Here is a 26,017-nt window from a genome sequence, read left to right on the forward strand (position 1 = left end):
CGTGCTCCTTTCACGACCCCGCCAGCTGTGCGACGACGGAGGCGAATGACTCGGCGTGGGACTGTCGGACGGTGACGTAGTTGACGCCGTGGAATTCTCGGCGCCGCAGCAAGGTTTCGACGACGGCGTCGGCGGCGCCGATCAGAACGTTGGGATGGTCGCGCAGGACGTCGGGCGACATCTGCGACTTCTCCGCGATGTGCCGGTAGGCCTCGTCGGCGTCGTCACCAATCGAGACGAAGAAGGGTGAACTCTCGATGTCGAGGTCACCGACGCGGGGACCCGCTGCGGCACTGACGTATTCGAAGCGGCGCACGGCTTCCTCGTCAGGACTGAGTCCGTCGTCATTGCGCGCGGTGAACGCCACCGTGTTGATACTGACTATGTCGGCCTCCCGACCGGCGTAAGACAGCACCCGCTTGCCACCACCGCCGATCATGATCGGCGGGTGGGGTCGCTGAACAGGGCGCGGAGTACCCGCATATCCGGTGACGTTGACGTGTTCGCCGGTGACGTCAAGTTCTTCGCCTGCGCAATGCGCCTTGATCAGTGCGATGACCTCTTTGAGTTTCGCGATACGGTGCCCAGGGGTCCCGAATGTCAACCCCATCGCCTCGTATTCGGTTGCGCTCCAACCCGCCCCGATGCCTAGTTCGAGTCGACCGCCCGAGAGCAGGTCGAGCGTCGCGATCTCCTTCGCGAGCACCGCGGGCACGTGGTAGTCGATGCAGAAGACACGGCAGCCGACGCGCAGCGTCGTCGTGTGGGCGGCCGCGGTGGCGATCGCGGCGATCGGCGCAAGATCCTGGCGCGGCGTCCGCGCGGCACGTTGTGCCGGGCCGGGTCCAAGGTAATGGTCGGCGAGCGTCAGCGTGGAGTAGCCCAATTGCTCGACCTTGCAGACGAATTCGCGCCACTCGCGCGCATCGGCTGCATTGGTCGCCTGGACGGCGAAGCGGAACGGCTTTCCGCGCACGAGAGGAGCAGATTCGCCTGGCGCCACGACGCTCAGAATACTCGCCATTGCGCAATAAGTATACGGTTTTGTATATTTTACCTCGTGAAGACAGCATTGGTTACGGGCGGGGCATCCGGGATCGGCCGGGCCATCGCCGACCGGCTGCGCACCGACGGCAATCACGTCGCCACCATCGACCTGGCGCCGAGCGACACCGACTTCGGTTATGTCGCCGATGTCACGGATCGCGAACAGGTCGACGCGGCACTCGACGCCATCCGCGCCGCGCTCGGGCCGATCACAATCCTGGTGAACTCCGCGGGAATGACCTCGTTCCGGCGATTCACCAACCTCACCTCCGAGGAGTGGTCGAAGGTCATCGACGTCAACCTCAACGGGGTCTTTCATGTGACCCAGGCGGTGCTGCCGGACATGCTGGACGCCGGCTGGGGCCGAATCGTCAACATCTCCTCATCGAGCACCCACTCCGGATCGCCGTACCAGTCGGCGTATGTGGCGGCAAAGTCCGCCGTCAACGGTCTCACGAAAACCCTTGCGCTGGAATACGGCCCAAAGGGAATCACCGCCAATGTGGTGCCACCGGGGTCGATTGACACCCCGATGCTGCGCGATGCCGAGGCGAAAGGCCTGCTCGGCGGATCAGTCGAGGAGATCGCCGCGCGGATCCCTGTGCGGCGAATCGGCACACCAGCGGACATCGCCGCAACCTGCGCATTCCTGGTCTCCGAGGAGGCCGGTTACATCACCGGGCAGATCGTCGGCGTGAACGGTGGACGCTGCACCTAGCTCGCAGCAAGCCGCAGTCAGCGGGGCATGACACCGCGCAGGAACAGCCGCACCGCGTACCGAAGATGTCGCTCCTGCTGTTCTGACGACCGGAACACGCCGAAGTCGGCCATACGCGCGGGCACGGCCTCGACCATCGCCAGAAACGTCTCGGCCGCCAGTTCCAGGTCCTCGACCTTGATGGTGCCGAGTTCCTCGTGGCGGCGCAGCAATTCGGTGACGGCGCGCTGGCGGCCGGCCCACATCATCGACTCCGCAGAGACGTTGAACTCCGGGAACTGTGCGGCCTCGTTGAAGGCGATCCGCTTGAGTCGCACGTTCTCAGGATGTGTGGCGCGCGTCAGCGCTTTGCGTCCGGTCGCCAGAAGCGCGGTCTCCAAATCGTCTTCGTCGATCTCGTCGATGGAGCCGTCGTCGCTGTAGCGAGCCAGCGCCCACGGGATGACGTCAGCGAACACCGCCCGCTTGTCCGCATAGCGGGCGTACAGGGAGCGCTTCGTGATGCCTGCGGCCTTGGCGATGGCCTCCATACTGGCTCCGGCATAACCGAATTCGAGAAAGGTGGCGACTGCGGCCTCACGAACCGCGAGGTCGAGCTTTTTCGTCTCCGCCTGGGTAGGCCGTCCACGCCGAATCGCCACCAGGCGAATTGTACTGCTTCAACGGCACTATCTCGGTTGGTTGGGCACGCCGGGGAAGAGCTGCACATCTGGACCAGAAGTCACCAGACCCATCTGCTTGGTCACCAGATGGGGCGCGAAAACGGCGCCGTAGAGCACGTTTCCGAGGACGACGACGGCAATGACGGATACGATCGCCGACTGGACTCGCGTCTTCGACAGCTTGTCCGACCACATCTCGATGACATTGCGCCCCTCCGCATCCCGTCGGCCGAGCAGGTACGTGAAGACCATCATCTGGATGCCCATCGCGATGGCGTCGTAGATCGGGTACTGATGCAGCGTGCCCTCGAACAGTCCGAGACCCGGAATCACATAGGCGTAGTAAAAGACTCCAAGCCGCGCGCCGAGGCCGGCGTTGAAAATCAGGGCCCAGCAGAAGCCAACGACGAGACCGACGATCAACAAGGTCTGCGGCTGCCGCCAGTTGAATCGTGCGGACAGCCGCCGCCCGATCGCCGCGCCCGTGACCGCAGGTATGCAGAAATAGCCGATGTACCCCAGCGGCACCGAGGACGGCAGCCCACCCCAGGTCATGTTCAACGGCCACCACGAGGGCATCCGGGGCAGCGCCGGCGGGAACTGCGCGTACATCGCCCAGTCATAGGGCGCTTCGATCCACGAGAACGAGATCGCCGAAATGCACAGCAGAAGCAGCGGGTGCAACCGACCCCGCCGGACACTCAGGTAGATGCCGGCGATCACGAACAGGATGCCGCTGCCCCAGCCGAACGCGTTGGACGCAATCAGCAGCGGCGTCATCTCGGTGTTCACCGGTCAGCCTCGTCTGCTGTCTGCTCTTCGCGCGAGCGCTCATCGTCTGCTGTCTGCTCTTCGCGCGAGCGCTCATCGTCTGCTGTCTGCTCTTCGCGCGGGCCGCGCGCCTCGGGGTCGAAGTAGATCACCGCACCGAATATCACGACAATCAGCCCGAACAGAGTGCCCAGCATGATGAGTTGGCCCACAAGCGCGTCCCTTCAGCGATCAAGCGATCGGTAATAGTGGACACTATTACCAGGGCTCAGGTCAAGGACAGCTATCGTGGAGTGCCACTAGCCGCGCAGCGCGGGGAGAGTGAGAAGCCGTGCCGCAGCGTGGGTCACCGGGAAAGCAGACCACCTCGACGACGCGCCGCCCGCGCGGAGAGGCACGCAGGCTGCTGCTCGACGCCGCGCGCGATCTGTTCGCACGCCAGGACTACCGCGCCACGACCACGCGTGAGATCGCCGAAGCCGCCGGGGTCACCGAGTACTTATTGTTCCGCCACTTCGGTTCGAAAGCCGGGTTGTTCCGCGAAGCACTGGTCCTGCCGTTCACGAACTTCGTCGACGACTTCGGCAAGACCTGGCAGGCCGTCGTGCCCGAAGAGACCGACGAAGAGGAATTGTCCCGGCAGTTCGTCGGGCGTCTCTACGACGTCCTCGTCGAGCACAAGGGCCTTCTGCTGACCCTCGTCGCCTCCGACGGCCTCAGCGAGGAGGAGATAGAGGGTGCCGGGATCACCGACATCCGCCGAGCGCTGACGCTGCTCGGCCAGATCAGCGGCGAGGGCATGCGCCTGCGCGGACTGCATTCGGGTCACCCCGATCTGCCCGCACATTCAACGGTCGCGATGATCGTCGGCATGGTCGCGCTACGGTCGACGTTCTTCGGAAATCGCCCGCCGTCTCGCGAGGCGATCGTCGACGAACTCGTCCAGGCGATCCTGCACGGGTTCCTGCATCGCCCGTAGGTGCTGCTTATCCCCCAGGTCCGTTGGGCCACTTGAGCAATGAGCCGGCGTCGACCCGGATCTGCTGGCCGGTGATGTAGCGGCTGTCATCGCTGGCCAGGAACACCCCCAGTTTCGCGATGTCCTCGGGTTCGATGTACGGGATCGGCATGGCCTGGAAGATGGTGAACAACGGCTCGGCGTCTTCGCGGGTGGCCTGCTTGCCCTCTTGGGTGAGGTCAGGCCGGAACATGCTGTACATGCCGTCGTTCTGCAGCAGGTGAGTGTTGCAGTTGGTCGGGTGGATGCAGTTGACGCGGATCATCCTGTCCGCGAGCGCCATCGACATCTCCTCGACGTACTCGATCAACACGCGCTTGCTCCAGCCGTAGCCTCTGCCGCCGGGACCCATGTTCGGGTTGTCGGTGGTGCCACGGATCATTCCGGCGGTCGACCCGGTGATGATCACCGAGGCACCGTTGGGCAGATGCGGGACGGTGACCGCGACCGTATTCATCACACCGAGCAGGTCGACGTCACTGGCATCGACGAACGACATCGCGTCGAAGGCTCTCCCCATGGCCATCGGCAGAATGCCGGCGTTCGCGACGACGATGTCGATCTTGCCGAGGTCGGCGACCCCCGCCTCGACGGCGTCGCGCAATTCGTGACGCTCCCGGACATCGGCAATGCGGGCGACGACGCGGCGTCCGGTCTCTTTGACCGACCGCTCGGTTTCCGCGAGATCGTCGGGAGTCGCCAACGGATAGGGGTTGGACGGGATGTCGCGGCAGATGTCGACCGCGATGATGTCGGCGCCCTCCTTGGCCATCTCGATCGCGTGTGCCCGACCCTGACCGCGGGCCGCACCGGTGATGAAAGCGACCTTGCCGTCAAGCTTTCCGGTCATCTCGTACTCCTTGAATGCTGGCGAAGCTATGGGTTCGGAGTGTATTCCACATGCAGCGCCGTCAGGCCGCGCATGATGAATGTCGGTTCGTACCCATACTTTCGATCGTCGGCCGGCCCGTGCATCTCCTCGGAGATGCGGATGTCGGCCATCCGGTCGAGGATCCGATTGACCGCGATGCGCGCCTCCGCCCGCGCCAACGGCGAGCCGGGGCAGGAATGGGGACCGCGCCCAAAAGCAACATGCTCGCGCACGTTGGACCGGTCGTGCTTGAACTCATTCGGGTCCTCGAACTTGCGTGGATCGCGGTTGCTCGCGCCGGGCAGCATCATCAGGATCGTCCCGGCGGGCACGTCGTAGTCCCCGATGGTCGTCGACGTCCGGGCCAGCCGGAAGTGGCTCTTGACGGGGCTTTCCATCCGCAGGCACTCCTCGAGAAACGCCGGGATCTGCGAGCGGTCGTCGCGAAGGGACTTCTGAATGTCCTGCCGCTCGCCGAGCACCCGCATCGCCGTGCTCACCAGTTTCGTCGTCGTGTCGGTACCGGCTGCGAACAGGAACGTCGCGAGCTTGACGACCTCGTCCACCGGCGGCACCGACCCATCCGGGTACGTCGCGGCTGCGAGTTCGGTCAGCACGTCCTGTCGAGGCTCCCGACGCCGGTCGGTGATGTACTCCGTGAACTTCTCATCCAGCCACATCAGCGGGTTGTGCGCGACGGTCTCACCTTGGTTGCCGTCGACCTCGCCGAGGGGCTCGGCGCCCATCATCTGCTTGAACTCCTGATGGTCTTCCGCCGGGACGCCGAGTAGATCGGCGATCACCAACAGCGCCAACGGTTTCGCGAAGTCCTCCATGAACTCGCACGAACCGCGGTCGATGATCTTCTCGAGCTGCTGGTCGACCAGACGCCACATGAACTCTTCGTTCTCGCTGAGCCGCTTCGGCGTGATCAGCCTGCTCAGCAATCCACGTGTCTTCTGATGTTCGGCGGCATCCATGGTGACCACGTGCTCCGCCATCGGAATCGCGTCGCGGTGTTCTTCGATGAGGGCGCTGATGTCGTCCCCTTCCGGGGTGAACGGCAACGGCGGAAACGGACCTGCCACCGCGACACACGACGACATCGCCGGATCCTTGTACGCGGCGAGCGCTTCTTGGTGCCCCGTCACCGCCACTACACCGTACGGTGTCGCCCGCTGCACAGGACACTTCGAACGCAGCTGGTCGTAATACGTGTAAGGGTCGGGGATCAGCGACATGTCGGTGAAGTAGTCGATCGACTCGAGATCGCTCATCGCGCGTGCTCACTTCCTGCCGGCTGCGGATCGAACAGCACCGGTACCGACGTTGGTGACCGGAACACCTGCCCCCTGACATGCGGGTCATCACCGTCGGGATCGAGCCGCAAATTCGGCAGCCGGTCCAGCAAAAGATTGATGGCCGTTCGCATCTCGAGGCGAGCGAGATGCATACCGAGACATACGTGGACACCGTGGCCCCACGCCAGGTTGCTCTTCTGCTGACGGAAGATGTCGAACGTGTTGGGGTCCGGGAACCGGTCCTCCTGGTGGGTCGCCGACCCGAGCATCGGCATCACCGTCGCGCCTGCGGGAATCGACACCCCACCGAGCACCGTGTCTTTGGTCGCCACACGGGTGATCGTCAGCAACGGCGGTTCCCACCGCACGCCCTCCTCGATCGCCTGCGGAAGCAACGAGCGGTCGGCGCGAATTGCCTCGAGCTGGTCCGGGTTCGACAGCAGCGCGAGGAGCAGGCTGCCCAGCGAGCGGTAGGTCGTCTCGACACCGGCCGGCAGCAGGAGCCGGAGGAACGAGAAGATCTCCTCGTCACTGAGTTTCTCCCCGTCGATCTCGGCGGCGGCGAGCGCACTGATCAGATCCTCACGTGGGTCGGCCCGGCGGGCTTCAAGGATCGGCGCGAAGTATTCACACAGCGCAGCCGAGGCTGCAAGTCCCCGTTCGGGATTCATCAGCCAGCTCAACAGCGAGATCGACCACCGTTGGAACTGGGGATAGTCTTCCTCGGGCAGTCCGAGCAGACCGGCGATGATCTGGCTCGGATAGTCGAAGGTGAACTCCTTGACCAGATCTGCTCTGCCGTTGGGCGCGAACTTGTCGATCAGGCCGTTGGCGACGCGACCGACCAGCTCGTCCTCCCACCGTGCCAACGACTTCTGCGCGAACGCTTTCGAGACGAGGCCGCGAAGCCGACCGTGGATCGGCTCATCCATGCCGAGCATCACCCCTTCGCCCAGCACCGGACCGAAGGCCGCGATGACGGCGGACGACGAGAACGTCTCGTTGTCGCGCAGCATCTGCTGGACGTCCTCGTGGCGATACACGATGAACATCGGCAGCGATTCTTCGTGCGGCAGAGCACCGGACGTTTCGAGGCGCTGCACCGGCTCTTCGCGGCGGATCCGCGCCAACTCCGTGTACGGGTCACGGACGTCGCCGGAGATGGCGTCGTCAAACGCCCCGAAGTCCTCGAGGTCGTCGAATAGATCGGACAAGTGCTGCTCCTCCTACTGGGCTGGGTAGGCCACCGATTTCACTTCGGTGTACTGGCTGAATCCGGCGATGCCGTTCTGACGGCCGACGCCGCTGTCCTTGTATCCGCCGAACGGGGTGTCCGCGCCGTATCCGGCGGTTCCGTTGAGGCCGATGAAGCCGGCGCGCAGACGGCGCGCGACGGAGAGCGATCGGTCAAGCGAACTCGACATCACGTTTCCGGCGAGTCCGTACACGCTGTCGTTGGCGATCCGGATGGCATCTTCTTCGTCCTCGTAGGGAATGACGACGAGGACGGGGCCGAAGATCTCTTCCTGGGCGATGGTCATCGAATTGTCGACATCGGTGAAAAGCGTTGGGTTGACCCAAAATCCCTTGTCGTATTGCTCTGGCGGCTCGGTGCTGCCAACCAGCATGTTCGCGCCCTCGTCGACACCCTTGCGGATGTAGCCCAGGATGCGCTGCTGCTGCTTGGCAGAAATCACCGGACCACAGATCGTGCCCGGATCCTGCGGATCACCCGCCTTGATGTTCTCGTAGATGCCACGAAGAATCGCGACCCCTTCGTCGTAGCGGGACCGCGGCAGCAGCATCCGCGTCGGGGCCGCGCAGCCCTGGCCCGCGTGCATGAGAGGACCGATGCCGATCAGGCAGGCGGTGTTGAAGTCCGCGTCCTCGAGCACGATGGTCGCCGACTTGCCACCGAGTTCGAGGAACAGACGTTTCATCGTCGCCGCGCCCTTCTCCATGATTCGCTTGCCCACCACGGTGGACCCGGTGAACGAGATCATGTCGACCTTCGGTGACAGGGTGAGTTCCTCGCCGACGAAATGATCCGAGGCGGTCACCACACTGACCACACCCGCTGGGATATCGGTCTTCTCGGCGATGAGACGACCGAGCCGGGTGGCGTTGAACGGTGTGTTCGGCGCGGGTTTGAGTACCACGGTGTTACCCGTCGCCAAGGCCTGACCGAGTTTGTTGATCGTGACCTCGAACGGGAAGTTCCACGGCACAATCGCACCGACCACGCCGACGGGCTCGTGCCACACCTTCCGCCTGGTGTTGACGCCGGTCACCGACACGACCTTGTCGCCGAGATCGGTTTCCCACTCGAAGCTGTCGATCAGCCTGGCGGGATACTTCAGGCCGTCCTCCAGCGGAGCATCCAGGTGCGGACCGTGCGTGACCGCTCGCGGTGCCCCGACCTCGAGAATGAGCTCCTCACGCAATTCCTCGAGCTCGCTTTCGATCGCCTCGTGCAGCTGCAGCAGGCAACGCTTGCGAAGCTCCCGATTGGTCGACCAGTCGGTCTCGTCGAAAGACCTTCTCGCAGCATCGATCGCGCGGTTCATATCGGCCTTCGACGCGTCCGCGACCTCGCCGAGAACGTCTTCGTTGGCTGGGTTGATGTTGGTGAAGGTACCGGCTTCACCTTCGACGAGCTTGCCGTCGATCAGCATCCTCGACTCGAATCGAACCGCAGTGGCTTCAGTCATTGCTCTCACTCCCTTGGTCGGAGACGGCGGCCGCTCGTCGCGCCGCGCGGTCAGCCAAACGCTGCATCAGTGGTTGCGGAATGATCTTGGTAGCCAGGACCATTGCCCGTTGCGTGCCCGTCAATGGCCAGGCCCCGTCGCGCATCGTGCCCTGCCGCGGGATTCCCATGACCAGGCGGGACATGTGATGCATACCCGCCGCGGGCAGAATCCTGTTGGACACCAACAGCATCGAGGCATCCGGCCCGACACCGTGGCGCCGGAACGAAGCCGTGTCGCTGAGAGCCTTGAGCAATCCGTCAGCGAACTTTTCCGGTGGCCGCGCGAGCTTCATCGCAAACCGACCGCGGGTGTTCACGGTGTTGTGGATACGCGCGTACGGTCCGCCGAAGTTCCGGTCGTCAGTCGTGCCGGCGTCGGTGATGATGTCGGTGTCGTAGGTCCCGCTGACCAGGATCGTGACACCGAGCCCGAACGGTGCGATCTCCCCGGCCATCGACTCACCCCATCGCTCGAGCGCGCCCTTGGCCGCTGAGTACGGGGCGATTCCCGGCTGACCCCTGACGCCACCGGCACTGGATACCAGCACGATTCGGCCTGTGCCCGCGGCGCGCATGGCGGGCAGGAGCGCCTTGGTCAGCTCGACCGGGCCCAACACATGCGTGGACAACATGTTCTGCCACAGCTCCATGTCGGCCTCTTCGACCATGCCCGCAGCCGAGATGCCGGCGTTGTGCACCACCGCATAGGGCGCGCCGACCGTTTCCAATATCGACTTGGCGGCCGCCGCGACCGACGCGCTGTCGGTCACGTCGAGCTGCACGCCGATCAACCGGTCGTCGTCGGCGCCAGCACCGGTCGCCGCACGCAGCAGCGGCATTCCGCGATCAGGCGTCCGCATTGCCGCGACCACGCGCCACCCCTCGCGATAGAGGCGCACGGTCGATGCGAAGCCGAGACCACGTGACGCTCCGGTGATGACGACGCTGCGAGGCTCAGTCATCGGCTGTTCTTCGCGCAAGCGCCATCACCCGTCGGCCGTTTCGGTCGCGCATCTCATACTCTTCGATCCCAGCTCCACGTCGGTGTTGCGGGACGGCCCCTGCTGCCAGGTGGACCACTTGCCGACCGAGTACGGCCCTTCGGCTCCGTTCGCCCGGTAATACCCTTGCGGGTCGTACACCTTTGCCTCCGGATACGGCCACGGACACGCGACGGAGGTGGCAAGCCCGCTGGCCTTGATCGCCCAGAACCAGCCGCCGTAGGCGAAGTACGACACGTTGATGATCACGAACATCACCAGGAATGTGCCGAGCACCGGCTTTTTCGGGAAGAGCCTGGCCTTCGCCGCGAGCTTCTCCGCCACCGACTTTCCCGTGTCGTCGCGGTACACCAGGATGGCTGCCGGGATCATCACGAACGTCACCGACAGTGACTCCCAGAGCAAGGGGAACTGAAAGGTGCTTCCCGGGAACAATGTTCCGAACGGGATCGCCTGCGAATAGATGTACAGCCCCGTGCGCACCAGGCTGATCTCCAGCATCGCGTCGAAGATGAAACCGATCACCAGCACCAGCCCGCCCAGGCTGAGCAGCGGGTGCCGGCTCACGAACGATTCCGGTCCGCGCTTGGCCTGCATCTTGCGAAGAATCCAGATCGCCGGGAAGTAGGGCCCGAAGTAGAACGTGACGTATCCGAACACGATGAACGGCTCGACGGTCGGCGACATCATGATCAGATACCAGTTCTCCGGCCAGTGCATCAGCGCCGGGTTGTACACCGCGTACGGTGACCAGTTCATGATCGGGTCCTGCCACACGATCAACGTCGTGACCAGGACCATCAGCAACACCGGACTGCCCGGATTTCTGCGCCAGCCGATGATGAAGACGATGGTCAGCACCACGACCATGATCAATGCGCCGACCTGCGGGATGATCTGCCAGTGATCGAATCCTGTCAGGAACTCGACCGGCCGGGGCCGTCCCTCGACGTTCGGGTTCGCCACCCGCGGGTCGACTGCAGTACGCCCGACTACGAGGAACAAACCGAGGAAGCCGAGCCATGCGAACAGGGCGATGACGCGCCCCCAATTAGGGCCCGTGCGAGCCGGATCCGGCGATTTCGGCTCGGTTTCAAGCGGTTTCGATTCAGTGGTCATGTCATTCCTCCCCGAATCGGTCGACCAGATGCGAATTGACGCCGTCGGCGTCTAGAGTCCGGGCGACGAGGTACCCCGAGCCCATCCATGCCCGGCGGGTCCACTTGCCAAGGGACACCCGGGTTCCCGGTGCTCCGGAGGCGGCGGGCATCATCTTGACCCGCTCTAGCGCCTCTTTCACACCGCGCGGGCTCAGCGGGTGGGCATCGGTGAAGGCGCGCACCAGCGTCGCGGCGACGTCGCGGTTCACCACCGTCACACAGAATTCGGGACGACTACCGTTGTATTTCTCGGCGTAGCGGTCCAAAAAGTCTTGACCGATGGGGTTTTCCTCGTCGTATTGGTCGACCCCGACCCAGCCCATGAACGCGTTCCACATGATCGGGTTCACCCATGCGTTCTGGAACGCGGTGGTGGTGAACCTCGGCGGATCCCAGCCCACCGCCTCGAGCGCCGGATTGACGAAGACGATGCCGAATCCGAAGCCGAGGTGCACGATCGCTTCGGCTTTTGCCTCGTGCAGGGTGCGCACCGCATCGTTGATGTCCTGCGCAGTCTGGGCAATCGTCGCCTCGGCGACGATCCGAATGCCCTTGCGACGACAAGCACTCCGCAGGTTCTTCAGATAGCTCTCTCCGATGAGGCTCTGCTCGACCAGGACGCCGATCTCGTTGAGGCCGCGCTTGGCGACGAGGTCCGCGATGAAGATCGGTTCGTCGGTCATCGACCCCTGGGGGAACGCGAACGTCCACTCGCCGAGCCAGTCGTCGGTGCCGGTGACGCTGATGGCGGGAACCTTGAAACGCTCTTCGATCGCCTCACGCATCGGCACGCAGTTGTCGGTGATGTTGGGGCCGAAAACGACAAGGCAGCCCTCGTCGACGAGCTCGGAGTAGGCGTCGATGACCGCCTTCACCGAACCCTTTGGCAGACCCTCGACCTCGCGGTAGATCATCTGCACCGGCCGATCCATCAGGCCCTGTTCAACGGCTTCCTCGAAGATCAGGTCGAAGCACTGCGTGAACGAGGCCAGCAGGTCCTCCGGAAAGCCCGGCGGCAACGTGAAATCCATCAGGTAGCCGACCTTGATCGGCTCAGCCGTGCTCTCGTAGGACATCTGACCTCCCTCGGGGTCGACCTAATATTTGTTCAGACCCTAGCTGGGGCGCACAGAGCCGTCAATCAACGGCAGGAGCGCCCAGGTAGACGTCGATCATTTCGTTGAGACCGCGGCTGACCGACGCGTCGTCGGTCAGGGGTCCCGCGATCGCAGCCCTGGCCGCATCACGCATGGTCAGACCTTCGACGATGAGCCGCCCCGCGGCAATGAGCACCCTCGTCGACGCGACCTCGCGCAGCCCACCGGTCTCGAGCCGCCGAATCGCCTGCCCGAATTTCACGAGCTCGACGGCGGTCGCATGATCCACACCCGATTCGTGCGCGACGATGCCCTCTTCGACGTCCGGCTCAGGAAACCCGAACTCGATGGCGACCATCCGCTGCCGCGTAGAGTCCTTGAGGTCCTTCAGGACGCTCTGGTAGCCGGGGTTGTACGACACGACCAGGCCGAACCCCGGCGCTGCGTCGAGGGTGATGCCCAGGCGCTCGATCGGCAGTTGTCGCCGGTAGTCCGCGAGCGGGTGCAGGACCACAGTGGTGTCCTGACGGGCTTCGACGACCTCGTCGAGGTAACAGATCGCTCCCTCCCGCACCGCGTGGGTCAGCGGCCCGTCAACCCAGACCGTCTCATCGCCGCGAAGCAGGTATCTGCCGACCAGATCGGCGGTGGTGAGGTCGTCGTGGCAGGCCACGGTGATCAACGGTCGACCCAGGTCGTGCGCCATCGCTTCGACGAAGCGGGTCTTGCCGCACCCGGTGGGCCCCTTGAGGACCAGCGAAAGTCCCTGGCGATACGCCGCTTTGAACACGGCCTCCTCGTTACCCACCTGCCGGTAGTAGGGGCGCGACTCGTCGGCCGGTTGCATGGCGCCATTCTGGTACGCAATCCCGGGCTCGGTGCCCATAGCGCCCCTTTCGTCACCCGCGTCCTTGCGGTGGATCAGAGAGTAGCCGGAACAGATGTTTGTTTCAATCACGAGACCCGGCGCCGCACCTCTGCGGAACGGACGGCCGACCTGAAGAGCGGGCCGACGATGCCCGTCAGTTGCTCTGGTCGGGCGATCGTGGCGTGCGCGGTGCTTCCGAAGACCTTCTTCAACACTCCGACATCGGTACCTGCGCCCACGGTCAGGCATACGCAACCGGTCCCCCGTCGGCGAGCTTCCGTCAACGCGCGTCGTGCATCTGCCGCACCGTAGGCACGCTCGTAACCATGGTCGTAAGCCAGACCATCGGAAACCACGACCAGCAGCCGTCGTGATGTCCCGCCCCGCGTCTCGAGAACGGCCGAACCGTGCCGGATGGCCGCGCCGAGGCGTGAATACGCTCCCGGCTCGAGGCTGTTCAATCGTCGAATCACCCCCGCATCGAGATGGTCGTCGAATCTCTTGACGGGCAACATGTTCACCGCACCACGCCCCTGCGAGTTGTAGGCGTACAGCGCGACACGATCGCCCAGGTCGTGCAGGGCGACTGTGAGATCGGTGATCACCGCCCGCTGCTGCTGATGGACCGTTCGCCCCACGGTTCCCGGTTCCGCAGTCGATCCGGAGACGTCGAGTAGCAGTAGCACGGACAGGTCACGCTGGCGCCGCAGGCTGTCGAGGTAGACGTTCTCGTCGGGAACCGACCCGGCTCTCACTTCGACGCGCATCTCGACTGCTGCGTCGATATCGATGTCGTCGCCTTGGGGCTGCCGATGGCGACGATGCGGGCCCATGCCGAGGCGAGCCAGCGGACGCCGCACACCGATGGCACCGTCGATCGCATCGGCCGCCGATGACTTGATCCGTGGCTCGATCTCGCGCACGGTGCACCATTCCGGCCGATAGCTCTTGCGGTCGGCGTCCCACTCCGGGTACTTGTACCCGCTTGCCGCGATGTCGGCGACGTCCTCCCCTGCAGCAGTCGCCGTCGACGACACTGCGAGGGCCCCGCGATTGGCCGAGTCGGTGCGGTGGGTCGGCGAGTCGGCACCTGGCGGACCGCCGCCGCTGCCTCCGGTCTTGCGTGCCGACGACAACATCTTCTTCAGCCACTTGCCGATGAACCCGCCCCCGCCGACGGGATTGCTGAACAGGTCGGGATCGTCGCTGTCGTCGACCTCGCCGTCATCGAGTTCTTCGAGCGCCTCCTTGCTGTCGCGCCGTGGAACATGTGCTGCGTGGTCCACCTGTTCGGCGGCCCGATTGCCGGCCGCCAACAACCTCTTGGCACGCACAACCCCCCACCGCGCCGGCGGTTCGTCGAGCGGATCTTTACCCGACGCCAGGGCCAGCGACGATTCGGGCGAGTCGCTACGGCTCGCGGTTTCGGGATCGGCCAACGCGCACAGCACGCCGGGGAGCACGTCCCGGTTGGCAGCCAGTGCACGATGCCCCTCGACGGTCAGGTAACGCTTGGCCACTCTGGGATGCCGGACCAGTGCACCCATGATGTCGGGGGCCAGGCTGTCGGCCGCGATCAGTGACGCGTGCACCGCCACCGACTCCAGATTCTCGCGGGGACGTGCAGAAGGATCGACGAAAACAGTCTGTCCGTCGGTCCACGAAGGCTCATCCGGATCGACAGCCGCCACCGCGAGGGGCCGCCCGGCGAGCGCGGAGGCCAACATGCCCAGCGCCTGCAGTCGGTCACCGTCGGCGTCGTTCACCCGGACACCTCCCGCCGCCTCCCGTTGACCAAATATCTGTTCCACCGTAAAGTCCGGTCCTGCTGCAGTCAAACAGCAAGGAGTACAGCGTGATCGACTTCGAGGGCCAAGTCACCGTCGTAACCGGCGCCGGCCGTGGTCTGGGCAGGCTGTACGCGCTCGATCTGGCGCGACGGGGCGCGGCGGTGGTGGTGAATGACGTCGGCGGCACGATGCGGGGCGACGGCGCGGACGCGAGCGTTGCGGATCAGGTGGTCGACGAGATCACGAAAGCGGGCGGACGGGCAGTCGCGTCGCATCAGTCCGTCGACAGCCCCGAGGGTGGCCAGGCCATCGTCGACACCGCTCTCGACACCTTCGGGCGGTTGGACGCCGTCATCAGCAATGCCGGCATCTTCAACAGCATCCCGTTCGAGGCGCTCTCCCTCGACGACTGGCGGCAGATGTTGGCTGTGCACCTCGACGGCGCCTTCTACCTGAGCCAGCCCGCATACAAGGTGATGGCGAAACAGAAGTACGGTCGATTCGTCTTCATTTCGTCGTCAGCGGGCAACTTCGGTCAGCCGATGGAAGCGCATTACGCGGCAGCCAAGACCGGCCTCGTCGGACTGTCCAACGTGATCGCCATCGAGGGAGCTGCGCACGGAGTTCTCTCGAATACCGTGCTGCCCACCGGCTTTTCGCGGATGGTAACCGAGACGGTCGGCGACGAGAAGTTCCTCAGGGAGTCGGGCTTCATGCGAGCCATCCGCGCCGAGCTGGTCGTGCCACTCGTGTCGTTCCTGGCCAGCCGCGCATGCGATTTCACCCACCGCAACTACTCGGCATGCGCGGGGCGCTACGCACGCGTATTCACCGGGCTCGGTGAGGGCTGGCTGGCCGACACCGAAACCGAGCCGACCGCCGAGGACATCCTGGCCCACCTCGACCAGGTGTCGGCCACCGACAGATTCATCGTTCCCGACTCGATCGTCGACGAAGTGCTCGAAGTGTGTGACCGCCTCGGCATCAGCGCGATGCCTGACAACGCCGAAGTCGCTTTTCCCGAGCCCACGAAATCGTAGGACCGGCCGTGCAAATCGAGGATCTGCTCACCACGACACGATCGCGGACCTGTACCGCGTGGCCTACGTGGAGAACGTGGGAGGACAGTTGATCGCCGGCCTCATGCAGCGATTTCAGGTTCACCGCCGCCCCCCGCCGAGCCGTCGACCAGGTCGTCGGCATCAATGGATGGGAAGGTAGATGACCGGCGATTCAGAACTACACGAAAGGCTTGCCCGCCTTGAGGATCGCGAGCAGATCCGCGATTGCATGATGCGCTACGCGCGAGGCATGGACCGGCGCGATCGCGCCCTACTGCGGTCCGCCTACCACGATGGGGCCGTTGACGACCACGTCGGATTCATCGGCGAGGTCGACGACTTCATCGATTGGGCCTTCGCCTACCACTCCACGCAGACCCGCTACCAGCACTACCTGCTCAACCACACTGTGGAACTCAACGGCGAGGAAGCGCACGCCGAAACCTACTACCTCTTCGTCGGGACCGACCGCGAACCCGTGAACCACATGACTCTGTCGGGCGGGCGCTACGTCGATCGCCTGGAACGACGCGGCGGACGCTGGGCGATCGTCGACCGGGTATGCGTCGTCGAGTGGAACGCGGAGTCGACGTCGTTCATCACCGACGAGGTGATCGCGATGATGGCGGGCTCCATGAAGGTGGCCAGGCACGACACGGCGGATCCCTCCTATGACCGCCCGTTGATCGCATCGCGAGCGGACGCACCCTCGTGAACGGAACCCCCGATTGCGGCGTCCCGGCAGTTCGAACGCCGATCGGTAGGATCTGCTTGCAGTTGTCGAAGCCGACGACGCCAGGAAGGGTACGCAAGTAGCGATGGCCGATGCCGACGCCGTGAGGCGGAGTTCGAGAAGCAGCCGGCCTGCGGGCAAGAAGGGTCAGCGCGCCGCGAAACTCAGCGCCGTCACCGATGAAACGGCAGTCGATGCGACGCGGCGCACGGAGATCCTGAAGACGGCGAACTCCGTCATCGCCGCGTCGGGGCTGCGTACCTCGTTGCAGCAGATCGCCGATGCGGCGGGCATCCTCGCGGGCAGCCTCTACCACCACTTCGACTCCAAGGAAGCGATACTGGTCGAGCTGATCAGGCGCTATCACGCAGACCTGGACCGTGTCGGCGAGTTGGCGCTGAAGCGCCTCGACGAACCGGATCCACGTCCGGTGGCCGAGCAGATCACCGAGCTCGGCTGTGAGATCGCCCGCTGCGCGGTAGAGCACCGGGCCGCGCTACAAATGTCGTTCTACGAAGGCCCGAGCTCAGACCCCGAGCTGATGGAACTCACGCAGCGCCCCCCGTCGACCATCCAAGCCGCGATGTTGCAGACACTTCGAGCCGGCCGCTGGGGCGGATACATCCGATCCGACCTGGACCTGCCCACCCTGGCCGACCGCGTGTGTCAGAGCATGCTGCACGTCGGTCTCGACGTGATCAGGCACAAGGCGTCGACCGACGAACTGGCCACGCTGAAAAGCCATATCGCGCTTGAAGGTCTCGCAGTCGACCTTCCCGCAGATGCGGATCTGGACAAGTCGAAAGCATTCGCGGCCGCTGAAGACGTGATCCAGAGTTGGGTCGACACCGAGGACGACAGCGACCTCAAGGCGGCTCACGTCCGGGCGGTGGCCCGCGCCGAATTCGGCCGCCGCGGATACGAGATGACCACCATCCGCGACATCGCGTCCGCCGCCGGACTGGGGACCGGCACGGTCTACCGCGTCATCGGTTCGAAAGACGAGCTGTTGATGTCGATCATGCTGGAGTTCGGACACAAGGTCGGCGGCGCGTGGACGGACATCGTGCACACAGAGGCCACGACGATCGAAAAGCTTGACGCCTTGAGTTGGCTGAACATCAACGCACTCGACCAGTTCCCCGACGAGTTCCGAATCCAACTGGCCTGGCTGCGTCATACCCCGCCGGATACATCGAATCCCGCGTGGTCGTTCACGACTCGGATTCGCCAGATGAAAGCCCTGCTCTCCGAGGGCATCCGAGCCGGCGAGATACGTAAAGAGAGTCCCGCTGCGGATCTGCTGGCCCGATGCATCATCGGTGAGCAGTGGATTCCCGAGAACATTCTCCAACAGATCGGCACGCGAAACGCGTTGATCCTGGCCCGAGACACCACGTTGCGGGGCATCAGCGTCCGCGAGGCATGATCTGCGCGCCGAGCTACGACGGCGGCTGTCCATCTGAGAAGGTGCGGTTGTCCCGCAAGGCGCCGAAGCGTGGGATGCCCATCATCACCCGAATCATGTGATGCATCGCCACCGTCGGCATGATCTTGTTGCCCATCATCAACATTCGCGCATCGGGACCGACCGGCCGATGGACGAAGGGCGCGCGACTGTCGAGCGCCTTGGCCAGACCGACGGCGAACTTCTCGGGGGCGCGGGCCGCCACCTTCATCGCGTAGCGGCCTCGTTTGTCCATCGTCTTGTGGTGAGGTGCGTAGGGGCCAGCGAAGTCACGGGAGTCGGTGGTGCCCTCATCGGTGATGATCGCGGTGTCGTAGGTGCCCGCCACGAGGATCGTCACGCCGATGCCGAAGGGCGACACCTCGCCGGCCATGGACTCACCCCATCGCTCCAGCGCTCCCTTGACCGCCGAATAGGGTGCGGTGGCAGGCATGCCGCGTACCCCGCTTTCGCTCGACACCAGCACAATCCGGCCGCGACCCGCTGCCCGCATCGACGGCAGCAACGCCCGCGTCAGCGCCACCGGTCCGAAAATGTTGGTGGCGAACATTCTCTGCCACAGGTCGATTGGCGTCTCCTCGACCATGCCTGCTGCCGATATCCCGGCGTTGTGCACCAGCCCGTTCGGCGCCCCCACGGCGGCCAGAATTTCGGCCGCGGCGTCCTCGACCGACGCCGGGTCCATCAGGTCCAGGCGGACACCGATGAGGCGGTCGTCGTCGTGGGCAGCGCCGGTCGCGCGGCGAAGGTTGCCCAGACCCTCGTCCACCGATCGCATGGCGGCCACCACCGTCCAGCCCTGGCGATAGAGGTGCGACGCAGACGCCAAACCGAGTCCGCGTGATGCGCCGGTGATGACAACGCTCCGCGGTTCAGCCATCGGTCACGCCTCGCCGAACCGGGCCACGAGACGGGAGTTGACACCGTCGGGTTCCAACTCCCGAGCGACCAGGTAGCCAGAGCCCATCCAACCGCGACGGGTCCAGTTCCCGAACGAAATCCTGGTACCTGGTGCGCCGGAGGCGGCCGGCACGGATTTGACCCGCTCGAGCGCCTCCTTGACGCCGCGCGGGCTCAGTGGGTGCGCGTCGGCGACCGCGTGCAGAATCGCCACGGCGACATCGCGATTCACCACCGGCACGCACCATTCCGGGCGTCTACCGGTTCTATTCTTGAATTCGTCGAGGAAGCGCTGACCCACCTGGTTGCCCTCGTCGTACTGGTCGAGACCGGTCCAGCCCATGAACGCATTCCACATCACCGGGTTGATCCAGGCATTCTCGAACGCGGTTCCCGCGAAGCGCGGCGGGTCCCAGTCCAGTTCTGCCAGTGCGGGATTGACGAACACGATTCCGAAGCCGAAGCCGGCGTGCACGATCGCCTGCGCCTTTGCGTCGTACAGCGTGCGCACGGCCTTGGTCACATCCTGGGCGGTCTGAGCGATCGTGACCTCGGCGACGATCCTGATGCCGCGCTGCTGACAGGCTTTTCGGAAGTTCGCGATGTACGCCTCCCCCACCAGCGACTGCTCCATGAGCACCCCCACGTCGGTGTGACCGCCTTTGACCAGCAGATCGGTCCAGAAGATCGGCTCGTCGAAGTGGGATCCCATCGGAAAGGCGAAGAACCACTCTCCCAACGCCTCATCCGATCCCGTCACGCTGATCGCGGGAACCCGGAATTGCTCGTTCAACGCATCCTTGATCGCGACCGCGTTGTCACCGATATGCGGACCGAAGATCACGAGGCAGCCCTCGTCGACCAGCTCCCGATAGGCGTCGATGACCGCTTTCACGCTGCCCTTGGGCAGCCCCTCGACCTCGCGATAGACGATCTCGACGGGCCGGTCGATGACGCCCTTGGCCATCGCGTCCTCGAAGACCATGTCGAAGGGGATGGTGAGGTCGTCACGGTAGTGCTGCGGAAAGTCGTCCGACAACTTGAAGTCCATCAGGTAGCCGATCTTGATCGGCTCAGCTGTGCTCTCGTGAGACATCACGCCCCTGTCCTCGATTCAGAATGCTAAGCCGTGATGATGGGCAATCGACCCCACCCACGGACGCTTGTGGTGTGCGCCATCGCCGCATTGTCCAGGTCGACGTCCCACTCGGGCCACCGTTTCAGCATCTCTTCAAGTGCCACCCGCGCCTGCATTCGCGCCAACGACGAACCCAGGCAGAAGTGCAGGCCCTGGCCGAACGACAGATGGGATCCTGTGCGGTGGATGTCGAAACTCTCGCCGTTCGGAAACTGTCGCTCGTCCCGGTTGGCTGAGCCGTTGAGCAGCAGCATGATCGAGCCCTCGACGACTGTCTGACCGTGTACCTCGGTGTCCCTTGCGACGTAACGTGCCTGTACCGGTGACGGCGCCTCGAAACGCAGCACTTCCTCGATCGCCCGCGGGATGAGCGAGAAGTCCTCGACGAGCTCGCGCCGCTGGTCGGGATGCTGGGCCAGGAGTTGGCCGATGAAGCCGATCAGCCGGGTGGTTGTTTCGTTGCCCGCCCCGGCGATCATGCTCGTATAGGTCAGCACCTCGATGCGCGTCAGCGGCCTCAGCTCGCCGTTCTCTTCGACCTCCGCGTTGAGCAGCTGCGTCATCAAGTCGTCGGAGGGGTGTTCGGCTCGCCATTCGATGTATTCGGCGAAGAGCTGATATGCATTCTCGAAGGCCTCGGCCGAGACTGACCGAAAGTTGCCGTCTTTCAGTCCGATTGACGCGTCGGTGTTGTCCCGGATCTCCTGCTGACCCTGTTCTGGAATGCCGAGCAGATAGCCGATGGTCCGCATGGGAATCAGCGCCCCGAAATCCGTGATCAAGTCGAACGTCGAGGCGCCAGCCAAGGCGTCGAGCGCGCGGACACAATACTGGCGTACCAGATCTTCGATAGCCTCCATCCGCCGCGGCGTGAACACCTTTGACAACACTCGCCGATGGATGTCGTGAATCGGCGGGTCCTCGAAAAGGATCACCCCGGGGGGCACCTCGACGCCGCTCATGATGATGTCGATCGTCGAACCCTTGCCTGACCGGTAGGTATCCCAGTTGTGGAGTTCCCGCGCGACGTCCTCGTAGCGGCTGAGTGCGTAGAAGTTGTACTTCTCGTTGCGATAGAGCGGTGCCTCATCCCGCAGCCGTCTCCAGATCGGATACGGATTGTCATCGATGTCGAAATCGAACGGGTCGTAGTACAGATCGGTGGTGTTCACTTCGGTCATGGGCTGCTCCTCTTGTTGATCATCAGATCTGTTTCCCCTAAATCAGTCGAATACGTTATGTGGCAACGTGTTCGGCAGATCGAGCGAGCTCAGTAGGCCTGCGGGTGCGCGGACGACATAGGGAATCGCATTGACCACCCGCATCGCCGTGGCGGCCATCGCCGCGTGGCCCGCGGCGTGACCCTCAGCGGCGCCGACGTTCATCGCGCAGTGAATGTCGGGATCGCCCTCGATGTCGACGCGATACGTCGCGTCGAACTCCGAGGCGAGCCAATCGGGTGCCACGTCGCGCGCCATCCGGATGATGTGTTCGACGACGATCGCTTCCCGGCCGTTGACCACGCCGGCTGCCCTCGTGCTCACCGCGCCGCACGTGCCCGCCTTGATGGTGCCGAACGCCACCTCGATGTCTCTGTCGGTCAGACGGCGGTCGAGCGTCCCGCGCACCTCCTCGACTTCGACGCCCAGGCCGGCAGCTATCAGATATATCGGTGCTCGCCAGGCCATTTCGATGAAGCCAGGTGTCTTCAGAAGGGGTTCGAAGTCCAGCGGATGGCCGAAACCCATGCCATTCATCATCACGTCGGCTACCGGATAGTGGTCGTTGAGTGCGACCTCGGTCACCTTGAGACAGCGGATCTTCTTCGATTGCGTGGCCAGCATCAGGGCCAGCTGATCTGAGCCGAATCCGGGAAAGATGCCGGATGCGTAGAACGACGCGTTTCCCGCCTTGGCCGCGGTTTCCATCTGCTCGCGCCATTCCGGCGAGTAATAGGCGGGTGGATACACCATGCTGGTTGAGGACGTCGAGACGACGTTGATTCCCGAGTCGAGCAGCTTGACGTAGTCGGGCACCGCACCCGCGTCGCGGTCCGGTCCGCTGGCGGCATACACCACGCAGTCAGGCCGCAGCGCGATGAGCTCGTCGGCGTCGTTGGTCGCAGCGACACCGATCGGGTCGATGCCGGCGAGCACTCCGGCGTCCTGGCCGACCTTGTCCGACGAATGCACCCACACGCCGACGAGATCGAGATCCGGTCTGCCCTGAATCGCGTCTATCGCAATCGATCCGACGCCTCCAGTCGACCAGACCACGGTCCTCAATGTCATGGTTGTCCCTTTCGATCGCGACGTTCGGACGCCATGATGGCGCGTTGCAGGTCGGGCCATGATGTACCCGGCGGCCTCGCAATCGCGGCCGTCAGGATGTGCGGGGCCGGATGATGACCGGCATCGGAGGCGGGCGCGCACATGTCGAGCCGACGGGTGAACATTCAGCGCCGGATCGGGGACGGGGTGGTCACGCCGACCGACTATAACCTAAGATTTGTTCTGTTCCGCTGTAATAGTGGTTACTATTCTAAAACGGGTCCGGGCGCTCTCCATGAGGAGGAAAAGAATGACAGCAGGCAAGCACCGCGTCGTCGTCTGGTCGACGGGTGGCATTGGATCGATCGCGATCCGCGCCATCAACGAACGTCCGAACCTCGATCTCGTCGGGGTGTGGGTCCACTCCCCTGAAAAGGACGGAATGGATGCGGGCGAACTCGCCAACGGCGAACCGATCGGGTTGGCGGTCACCACCGACGCGGACGCGCTCATCGCGCTCAAGCCCGACTGCGTCATCTACGCCGCGAGTGGGCCCGAACGCGATGCGCTGGCGATCCCCGACTACGTGAAACTGCTTCGCGCCGGAATCAACGTCGTGACGACGAGCACCACGAGGCTGGTCAACCCACATGCCTACGAGCCGGCCGAGTGGCGTGATCAGCTCGCCAGCGCCGCGAAGGCGGGTCAGGTGTCGTTGTATGCCTCGGGTATCGAACCCGGCTTCGCCGCCGATTACCTTTCGCTGGTACTGAGTACGCAGTCGTCCCAAATCGAGAAGATCCATGCCTACGAGATCGGTCTCTACGACGACTACGGCGTACCCGACATTATGAGTGACGCAATGGGATTCGGCCGTCCACTCGACTACGAGCCATGGATCGCCATGCCAGGCGCCATCGAAGGCGAATGGCAAGGGCAGATTCGGATGGTCGCCGATGCACTTGGCGTGGAGGTCCAGGAGATGCGCTCGACATTCGACCGCGCGGTGACGGAACGGACGCTCGACGTCGCGATGGGCACGGTCGAGGCGGGCACGTGCGGCGCATTGCGGATGCAGGCCATCGGTGTCGTGGATGGACGCGAGGCCATCGTCATCGAACACGTCACCCGGCTGGCTCCTGACGTCGCGCCGGACTGGCCGACATTGCCGAACGCCCTCGGCTATCGCGTGGTCATCACCGGCACACCGGACATCGACTGCACGTTCGACGTGACACTTCGCGATCGCAAGAAAGCCGGGATCGAAAGCATGACGTCCGGAGCGGGTGCGATGGTGGCCACGGCGATGCGGGTGGTCAACGCCGTGCCGTACGTGGTCGATGCACCGCCGGGCCTGGTGAGCTCCGTCGACCTGCCTCTCACCATTCCCAAGGGAGCGTTCAGGACCCAGGGCTGAGGGCGCTCACTCCGGCAACCGCAGCTCGGGCTTCTCCACCTCTTCGATGTTGACGTCCTTGAAGGTGATGACCCGAACCTGTTTGACGAAGCGCGCCGGACGGTACATGTCCCACACCCAGGCGTCGCCGAGCCGCAGCTCGAAGTACACCTCGCCCTCCGTGTTGCGGGGCACCAGTTCGACGCTGTTGGCGAGGTAGAAGCGCCGCTCGGTCTCCACGACATAGCTGAACTGCCCGACGATGTCCTTGTATTCGCGGTAGAGCGAGAGCTCCATCTCGGTTTCGTACTTTTCGAGATCCTCGGCACTCATCGGCTCAGTTCCTTCATATACGCGTTCATCGCGACTCCAATCCTCCCCTACCCGAATCGGCTCTGCTGTTCGGGTTCGGCGTCGAATTCTGTGTCGAGCCCGATGTCGGGTACCAACACCGGGCCCATCTCACTCTCGACCGTCACCAGCCGTCGCACGTTGATGAACGAATACCGATGCTCGCGGCACGGGCCCAGCTCGGCAAGCGCTGCGCTGTGCGCCGGGGTGCTGTAACCCTTGTGCTCGGCGAAGCCATAGCCCGGATGCTCGGCCTCCATCTTGACCATCAGCCTGTCACGACTCACCTTCGCCAGCACACTCGCCGCCGCGATACACGCCGCGGCCGCGTCACCGCCGACCACGGGCAGCGACGGGACCGACAGACCCGGCACCCGGAAGCCGTCGGACAGCACGTACCCCGGGCGCACCGACAGGCCCGCCACGGCACGTCGCATGCCCTCGATGTTCGCCACGTGGACCCCGCGACGATCGACCTCGGCCGTCGGGATGAAGACCACGTGGTAGGCCAACGCGTACCTGCGGATCAGCGGAAACAGCCGCTCACGCTCCCTGGCCTTGAGCTTCTTCGAGTCATCGAGCGCCGCAAGGCTCTCGAGCCGGTTCGGCCCGAGCACACATGCCGCCACCACAAGCGGGCCCGCGCAGGCGCCGCGGCCCACCTCGTCGACACCCGCCACCGGTCCCAGCCCACTCCGGTACAGCGCGGACTCCAACGTACGCAGGCCAGCGGATTTCCGGATCACCGTCCGCGGAGGCCATGTCGCCGGCAACTGAAACTCCTATTGGGTCTGCGGGTTCACACTTCCCACGCCGCCCCATCGCGACGGCGGCCAGGCGATGAACTGTGCCTTTCCGATCACATTCTCGATCGGCACGGTGCCCGCCTCCGGGTCACCCGTACACAACAGGCCGCGTTGCGCGTCCCCCGGGGTGTTGGTGCAGTGCGCGCGCGAATCGGCGGAATGCGTGCGGTTGTCGCCCATCACCCAGACCTTGTCCTCGGGAACCGTGACCGGTCCGAACTCATTGCCAAGGCACGCGGCGTAGGGGTTGGAGGGCGCGACATTCATCGTGGTGTAGTCGAGATACGGCTCGTCGAGGCGCTTGCCATCGACCGTCAGCCCCGTGTTCGTTCGGCACTCGACGGTCTGCCCTCCTACCGCGATCACGCGCTTCACCAGGTCGTTCTCGTCGGGCGGGACGAAGCCGATGAAGGACAACGCGTTCTGTACCCAGCGCACCGCGGTGTTGTCGGAGCGAATCGACTTGTAGCCGATGTTCCAGTTCGGTGGACCCTTGAAGACGATGACGTCACCCGGTTCCGGTGAGGAGAACCGATATGTCAGCTTGTCGACCATGATGCGGTCACCTGTGCAGCCGGCGCAGCCGTGCAGGGTGGGCTCCATCGACTCCGACGGAATGAGGTACGGGCGCGCGACGAACGTCAGCATGACGTAGTACAGGACAAGCGCGATCGTGATCAGTATCGCGAATTCGCGCAGCGCGCCGTGCTTCTTCTTGGGCTCGTCGGCGTCGTCTTCCGGAGCCGCCCCGGCGGCGACATCGGAAACCGAATCGGAGTCCTCGGACGCGAGGTCGATGGGCTCATCGGGGTCGGTGGATCCACTCACCGCATCAGGG

General features: G+C 64.3%; 26 protein-coding genes. 6 read left to right on the forward strand and 20 right to left on the reverse strand.

Annotated features, from left to right (window positions below; translation table 11 throughout):
- Nucleotides 1-10 precede the first annotated feature (10 nt).
- On the reverse strand, nucleotides 11-1,024 hold the full coding sequence (locus M1248_RS03405; protein WP_317147545.1) for a TIGR03621 family F420-dependent LLM class oxidoreductase: 1,014 nt from the start codon (nucleotides 1,022-1,024) through the stop codon (nucleotides 11-13).
- Nucleotides 1,025-1,060: 36 nt separating this feature from the next.
- Here M1248_RS03405 and M1248_RS03410 point away from each other — a divergent pair, with 36 nt between their 5' ends.
- Complete coding sequence (locus M1248_RS03410; protein ID WP_317147546.1) at nucleotides 1,061-1,765, forward strand: SDR family NAD(P)-dependent oxidoreductase; 705 nt, start codon at nucleotides 1,061-1,063, stop codon at nucleotides 1,763-1,765.
- Nucleotides 1,766-1,782: 17 nt separating this feature from the next.
- On the opposite strand, the gene M1248_RS03415 is transcribed toward M1248_RS03410, so the two are convergent.
- Genes M1248_RS03415 through M1248_RS03425 form a run of 3 tightly spaced genes read right to left on the reverse strand, consistent with a single transcriptional unit; the run spans nucleotide 1,783 to nucleotide 3,410 of the window.
- Nucleotides 1,783-2,406, reverse strand: a complete 624-nt coding sequence (locus M1248_RS03415) for a TetR/AcrR family transcriptional regulator (RefSeq protein ID WP_317147547.1) — start codon at nucleotides 2,404-2,406, stop codon at nucleotides 1,783-1,785.
- A gap of 27 nt (nucleotides 2,407-2,433) precedes the next feature.
- Nucleotides 2,434-3,219 carry a spirocyclase AveC family protein gene (locus M1248_RS03420; protein WP_163725998.1) on the reverse strand — a complete coding sequence of 262 codons (786 nt, stop codon included), beginning with the start codon at nucleotides 3,217-3,219 and terminating at the stop codon, nucleotides 2,434-2,436.
- On the reverse strand, nucleotides 3,216-3,410 hold the full coding sequence (locus tag M1248_RS03425) for a hypothetical protein (RefSeq protein WP_317147688.1): 195 nt from the start codon (nucleotides 3,408-3,410) through the stop codon (nucleotides 3,216-3,218). The genes M1248_RS03420 and M1248_RS03425 overlap by 4 nt, the downstream gene beginning before the upstream one ends.
- A 119-nt stretch (nucleotides 3,411-3,529) precedes the next feature.
- Here M1248_RS03425 and M1248_RS03430 point away from each other — a divergent pair, with 119 nt between their 5' ends.
- The gene (locus M1248_RS03430; RefSeq protein ID WP_163725995.1) at nucleotides 3,530-4,177 is read left to right on the forward strand and encodes a TetR/AcrR family transcriptional regulator; all 648 of its coding nucleotides are present in this window, start codon (nucleotides 3,530-3,532) and stop codon (nucleotides 4,175-4,177) included.
- 7 nt (nucleotides 4,178-4,184) lie between these two features.
- On the opposite strand, the gene M1248_RS03435 is transcribed toward M1248_RS03430, so the two are convergent.
- The 9 genes from M1248_RS03435 to M1248_RS03475 form a co-directional block, all read right to left on the reverse strand.
- Complete coding sequence (locus M1248_RS03435) at nucleotides 4,185-5,066, reverse strand: mycofactocin-coupled SDR family oxidoreductase (protein WP_163725992.1); 882 nt, start codon at nucleotides 5,064-5,066, stop codon at nucleotides 4,185-4,187.
- 26 nt (nucleotides 5,067-5,092) lie between these two features.
- Nucleotides 5,093-6,364, reverse strand: a complete 1,272-nt coding sequence (locus M1248_RS03440) for a cytochrome P450 (RefSeq protein ID WP_317147548.1) — start codon at nucleotides 6,362-6,364, stop codon at nucleotides 5,093-5,095.
- Complete coding sequence (locus M1248_RS03445) at nucleotides 6,361-7,602, reverse strand: cytochrome P450 (protein WP_317147549.1); 1,242 nt, start codon at nucleotides 7,600-7,602, stop codon at nucleotides 6,361-6,363. The genes M1248_RS03440 and M1248_RS03445 overlap by 4 nt, the downstream gene beginning before the upstream one ends.
- Before the next feature lie 12 nt (nucleotides 7,603-7,614).
- Complete coding sequence (locus M1248_RS03450; protein ID WP_163725983.1) at nucleotides 7,615-9,099, reverse strand: aldehyde dehydrogenase family protein; 1,485 nt, start codon at nucleotides 9,097-9,099, stop codon at nucleotides 7,615-7,617.
- Nucleotides 9,092-10,102, reverse strand: coding sequence for an SDR family oxidoreductase (locus M1248_RS03455; RefSeq protein WP_163725980.1), 1,011 nt, complete (start codon nucleotides 10,100-10,102; stop codon nucleotides 9,092-9,094). The genes M1248_RS03450 and M1248_RS03455 overlap by 8 nt, the downstream gene beginning before the upstream one ends.
- A gap of 24 nt (nucleotides 10,103-10,126) precedes the next feature.
- A complete protein-coding gene (locus tag M1248_RS03460) occupies nucleotides 10,127-11,260 on the reverse strand; it encodes a spirocyclase AveC family protein (RefSeq protein WP_317147550.1) in 1,134 nt (377 codons plus the stop codon).
- A 1-nt stretch (nucleotide 11,261) separates the two neighbouring features.
- Nucleotides 11,262-12,377 (reverse strand): ABC transporter substrate-binding protein, encoded by a 1,116-nt coding sequence (locus M1248_RS03465; protein ID WP_163725974.1) that lies wholly within the window; start codon nucleotides 12,375-12,377, stop codon nucleotides 11,262-11,264.
- 61 nt (nucleotides 12,378-12,438) lie between these two features.
- Nucleotides 12,439-13,284 carry a CbbQ/NirQ/NorQ/GpvN family protein gene (locus M1248_RS03470; protein ID WP_163725972.1) on the reverse strand — a complete coding sequence of 282 codons (846 nt, stop codon included), beginning with the start codon at nucleotides 13,282-13,284 and terminating at the stop codon, nucleotides 12,439-12,441.
- 68 nt (nucleotides 13,285-13,352) lie between these two features.
- Entirely contained in the window at nucleotides 13,353-14,993 is a 1,641-nt protein-coding gene (locus M1248_RS03475) for a nitric oxide reductase activation protein NorD (RefSeq protein WP_317147675.1), read from the reverse strand.
- Between the two features lie 128 nt (nucleotides 14,994-15,121).
- Between M1248_RS03475 and M1248_RS03480 the strand changes: the two genes are divergently transcribed.
- The 3 genes from M1248_RS03480 to M1248_RS03490 all read left to right on the forward strand — a co-directional run bounded on the left by M1248_RS03480 (nucleotide 15,122) and on the right by M1248_RS03490 (nucleotide 18,279).
- The gene (locus M1248_RS03480) at nucleotides 15,122-16,096 is read left to right on the forward strand and encodes an SDR family NAD(P)-dependent oxidoreductase (RefSeq protein ID WP_317147551.1); all 975 of its coding nucleotides are present in this window, start codon (nucleotides 15,122-15,124) and stop codon (nucleotides 16,094-16,096) included.
- A 181-nt stretch (nucleotides 16,097-16,277) separates the two neighbouring features.
- Nucleotides 16,278-16,832, forward strand: a complete 555-nt coding sequence (locus M1248_RS03485) for a nuclear transport factor 2 family protein (protein WP_317147552.1) — start codon at nucleotides 16,278-16,280, stop codon at nucleotides 16,830-16,832.
- Between the two features lie 103 nt (nucleotides 16,833-16,935).
- Nucleotides 16,936-18,279 carry a TetR/AcrR family transcriptional regulator gene (locus M1248_RS03490; protein ID WP_163686171.1) on the forward strand — a complete coding sequence of 448 codons (1,344 nt, stop codon included), beginning with the start codon at nucleotides 16,936-16,938 and terminating at the stop codon, nucleotides 18,277-18,279.
- 13 nt (nucleotides 18,280-18,292) lie between these two features.
- On the opposite strand, the gene M1248_RS03495 is transcribed toward M1248_RS03490, so the two are convergent.
- From M1248_RS03495 to M1248_RS03510, 4 genes are read right to left on the reverse strand one after another with little or no spacing between them, the layout of a single operon-like run.
- The gene (locus tag M1248_RS03495; RefSeq protein ID WP_317147553.1) at nucleotides 18,293-19,198 is read right to left on the reverse strand and encodes an SDR family oxidoreductase; all 906 of its coding nucleotides are present in this window, start codon (nucleotides 19,196-19,198) and stop codon (nucleotides 18,293-18,295) included.
- Nucleotides 19,199-19,201: 3 nt separating this feature from the next.
- Nucleotides 19,202-20,314 (reverse strand): ABC transporter substrate-binding protein, encoded by a 1,113-nt coding sequence (locus M1248_RS03500; RefSeq protein WP_317147676.1) that lies wholly within the window; start codon nucleotides 20,312-20,314, stop codon nucleotides 19,202-19,204.
- A gap of 26 nt (nucleotides 20,315-20,340) precedes the next feature.
- Nucleotides 20,341-21,537 carry a cytochrome P450 gene (locus M1248_RS03505; protein WP_317147554.1) on the reverse strand — a complete coding sequence of 399 codons (1,197 nt, stop codon included), beginning with the start codon at nucleotides 21,535-21,537 and terminating at the stop codon, nucleotides 20,341-20,343.
- Nucleotides 21,538-21,579: 42 nt separating this feature from the next.
- A complete protein-coding gene (locus M1248_RS03510) occupies nucleotides 21,580-22,647 on the reverse strand; it encodes a dihydrodipicolinate reductase (protein WP_317147555.1) in 1,068 nt (355 codons plus the stop codon).
- Between the two features lie 289 nt (nucleotides 22,648-22,936).
- Between M1248_RS03510 and M1248_RS03515 the strand changes: the two genes are divergently transcribed.
- Nucleotides 22,937-24,043: a dihydrodipicolinate reductase gene (locus M1248_RS03515; RefSeq protein ID WP_317147556.1), complete on the forward strand. Its 1,107-nt coding sequence runs from the start codon at nucleotides 22,937-22,939 to the stop codon at nucleotides 24,041-24,043.
- A 6-nt stretch (nucleotides 24,044-24,049) separates the two neighbouring features.
- On the opposite strand, the gene M1248_RS03520 is transcribed toward M1248_RS03515, so the two are convergent.
- The 3 genes from M1248_RS03520 to lepB are packed head-to-tail and all read right to left on the reverse strand — an operon-like array spanning nucleotide 24,050 to nucleotide 26,007.
- Nucleotides 24,050-24,355 (reverse strand): DUF2469 domain-containing protein, encoded by a 306-nt coding sequence (locus tag M1248_RS03520; protein WP_083125914.1) that lies wholly within the window; start codon nucleotides 24,353-24,355, stop codon nucleotides 24,050-24,052.
- A 47-nt stretch (nucleotides 24,356-24,402) separates the two neighbouring features.
- The gene (locus M1248_RS03525) at nucleotides 24,403-25,146 is read right to left on the reverse strand and encodes a ribonuclease HII (protein ID WP_317147557.1); all 744 of its coding nucleotides are present in this window, start codon (nucleotides 25,144-25,146) and stop codon (nucleotides 24,403-24,405) included.
- Between the two features lie 9 nt (nucleotides 25,147-25,155).
- Nucleotides 25,156-26,007: a signal peptidase I gene (gene lepB / locus M1248_RS03530; RefSeq protein ID WP_317147558.1), complete on the reverse strand. Its 852-nt coding sequence runs from the start codon at nucleotides 26,005-26,007 to the stop codon at nucleotides 25,156-25,158.
- Nucleotides 26,008-26,017 lie beyond the last annotated feature (10 nt).

This window comes from Mycobacterium sp. 29Ha (assembly GCF_032883055.1).
In the GTDB taxonomy this organism is placed as follows: Bacteria; Actinomycetota; Actinomycetes; order Mycobacteriales; family Mycobacteriaceae; genus Mycobacterium; species Mycobacterium gallinarum.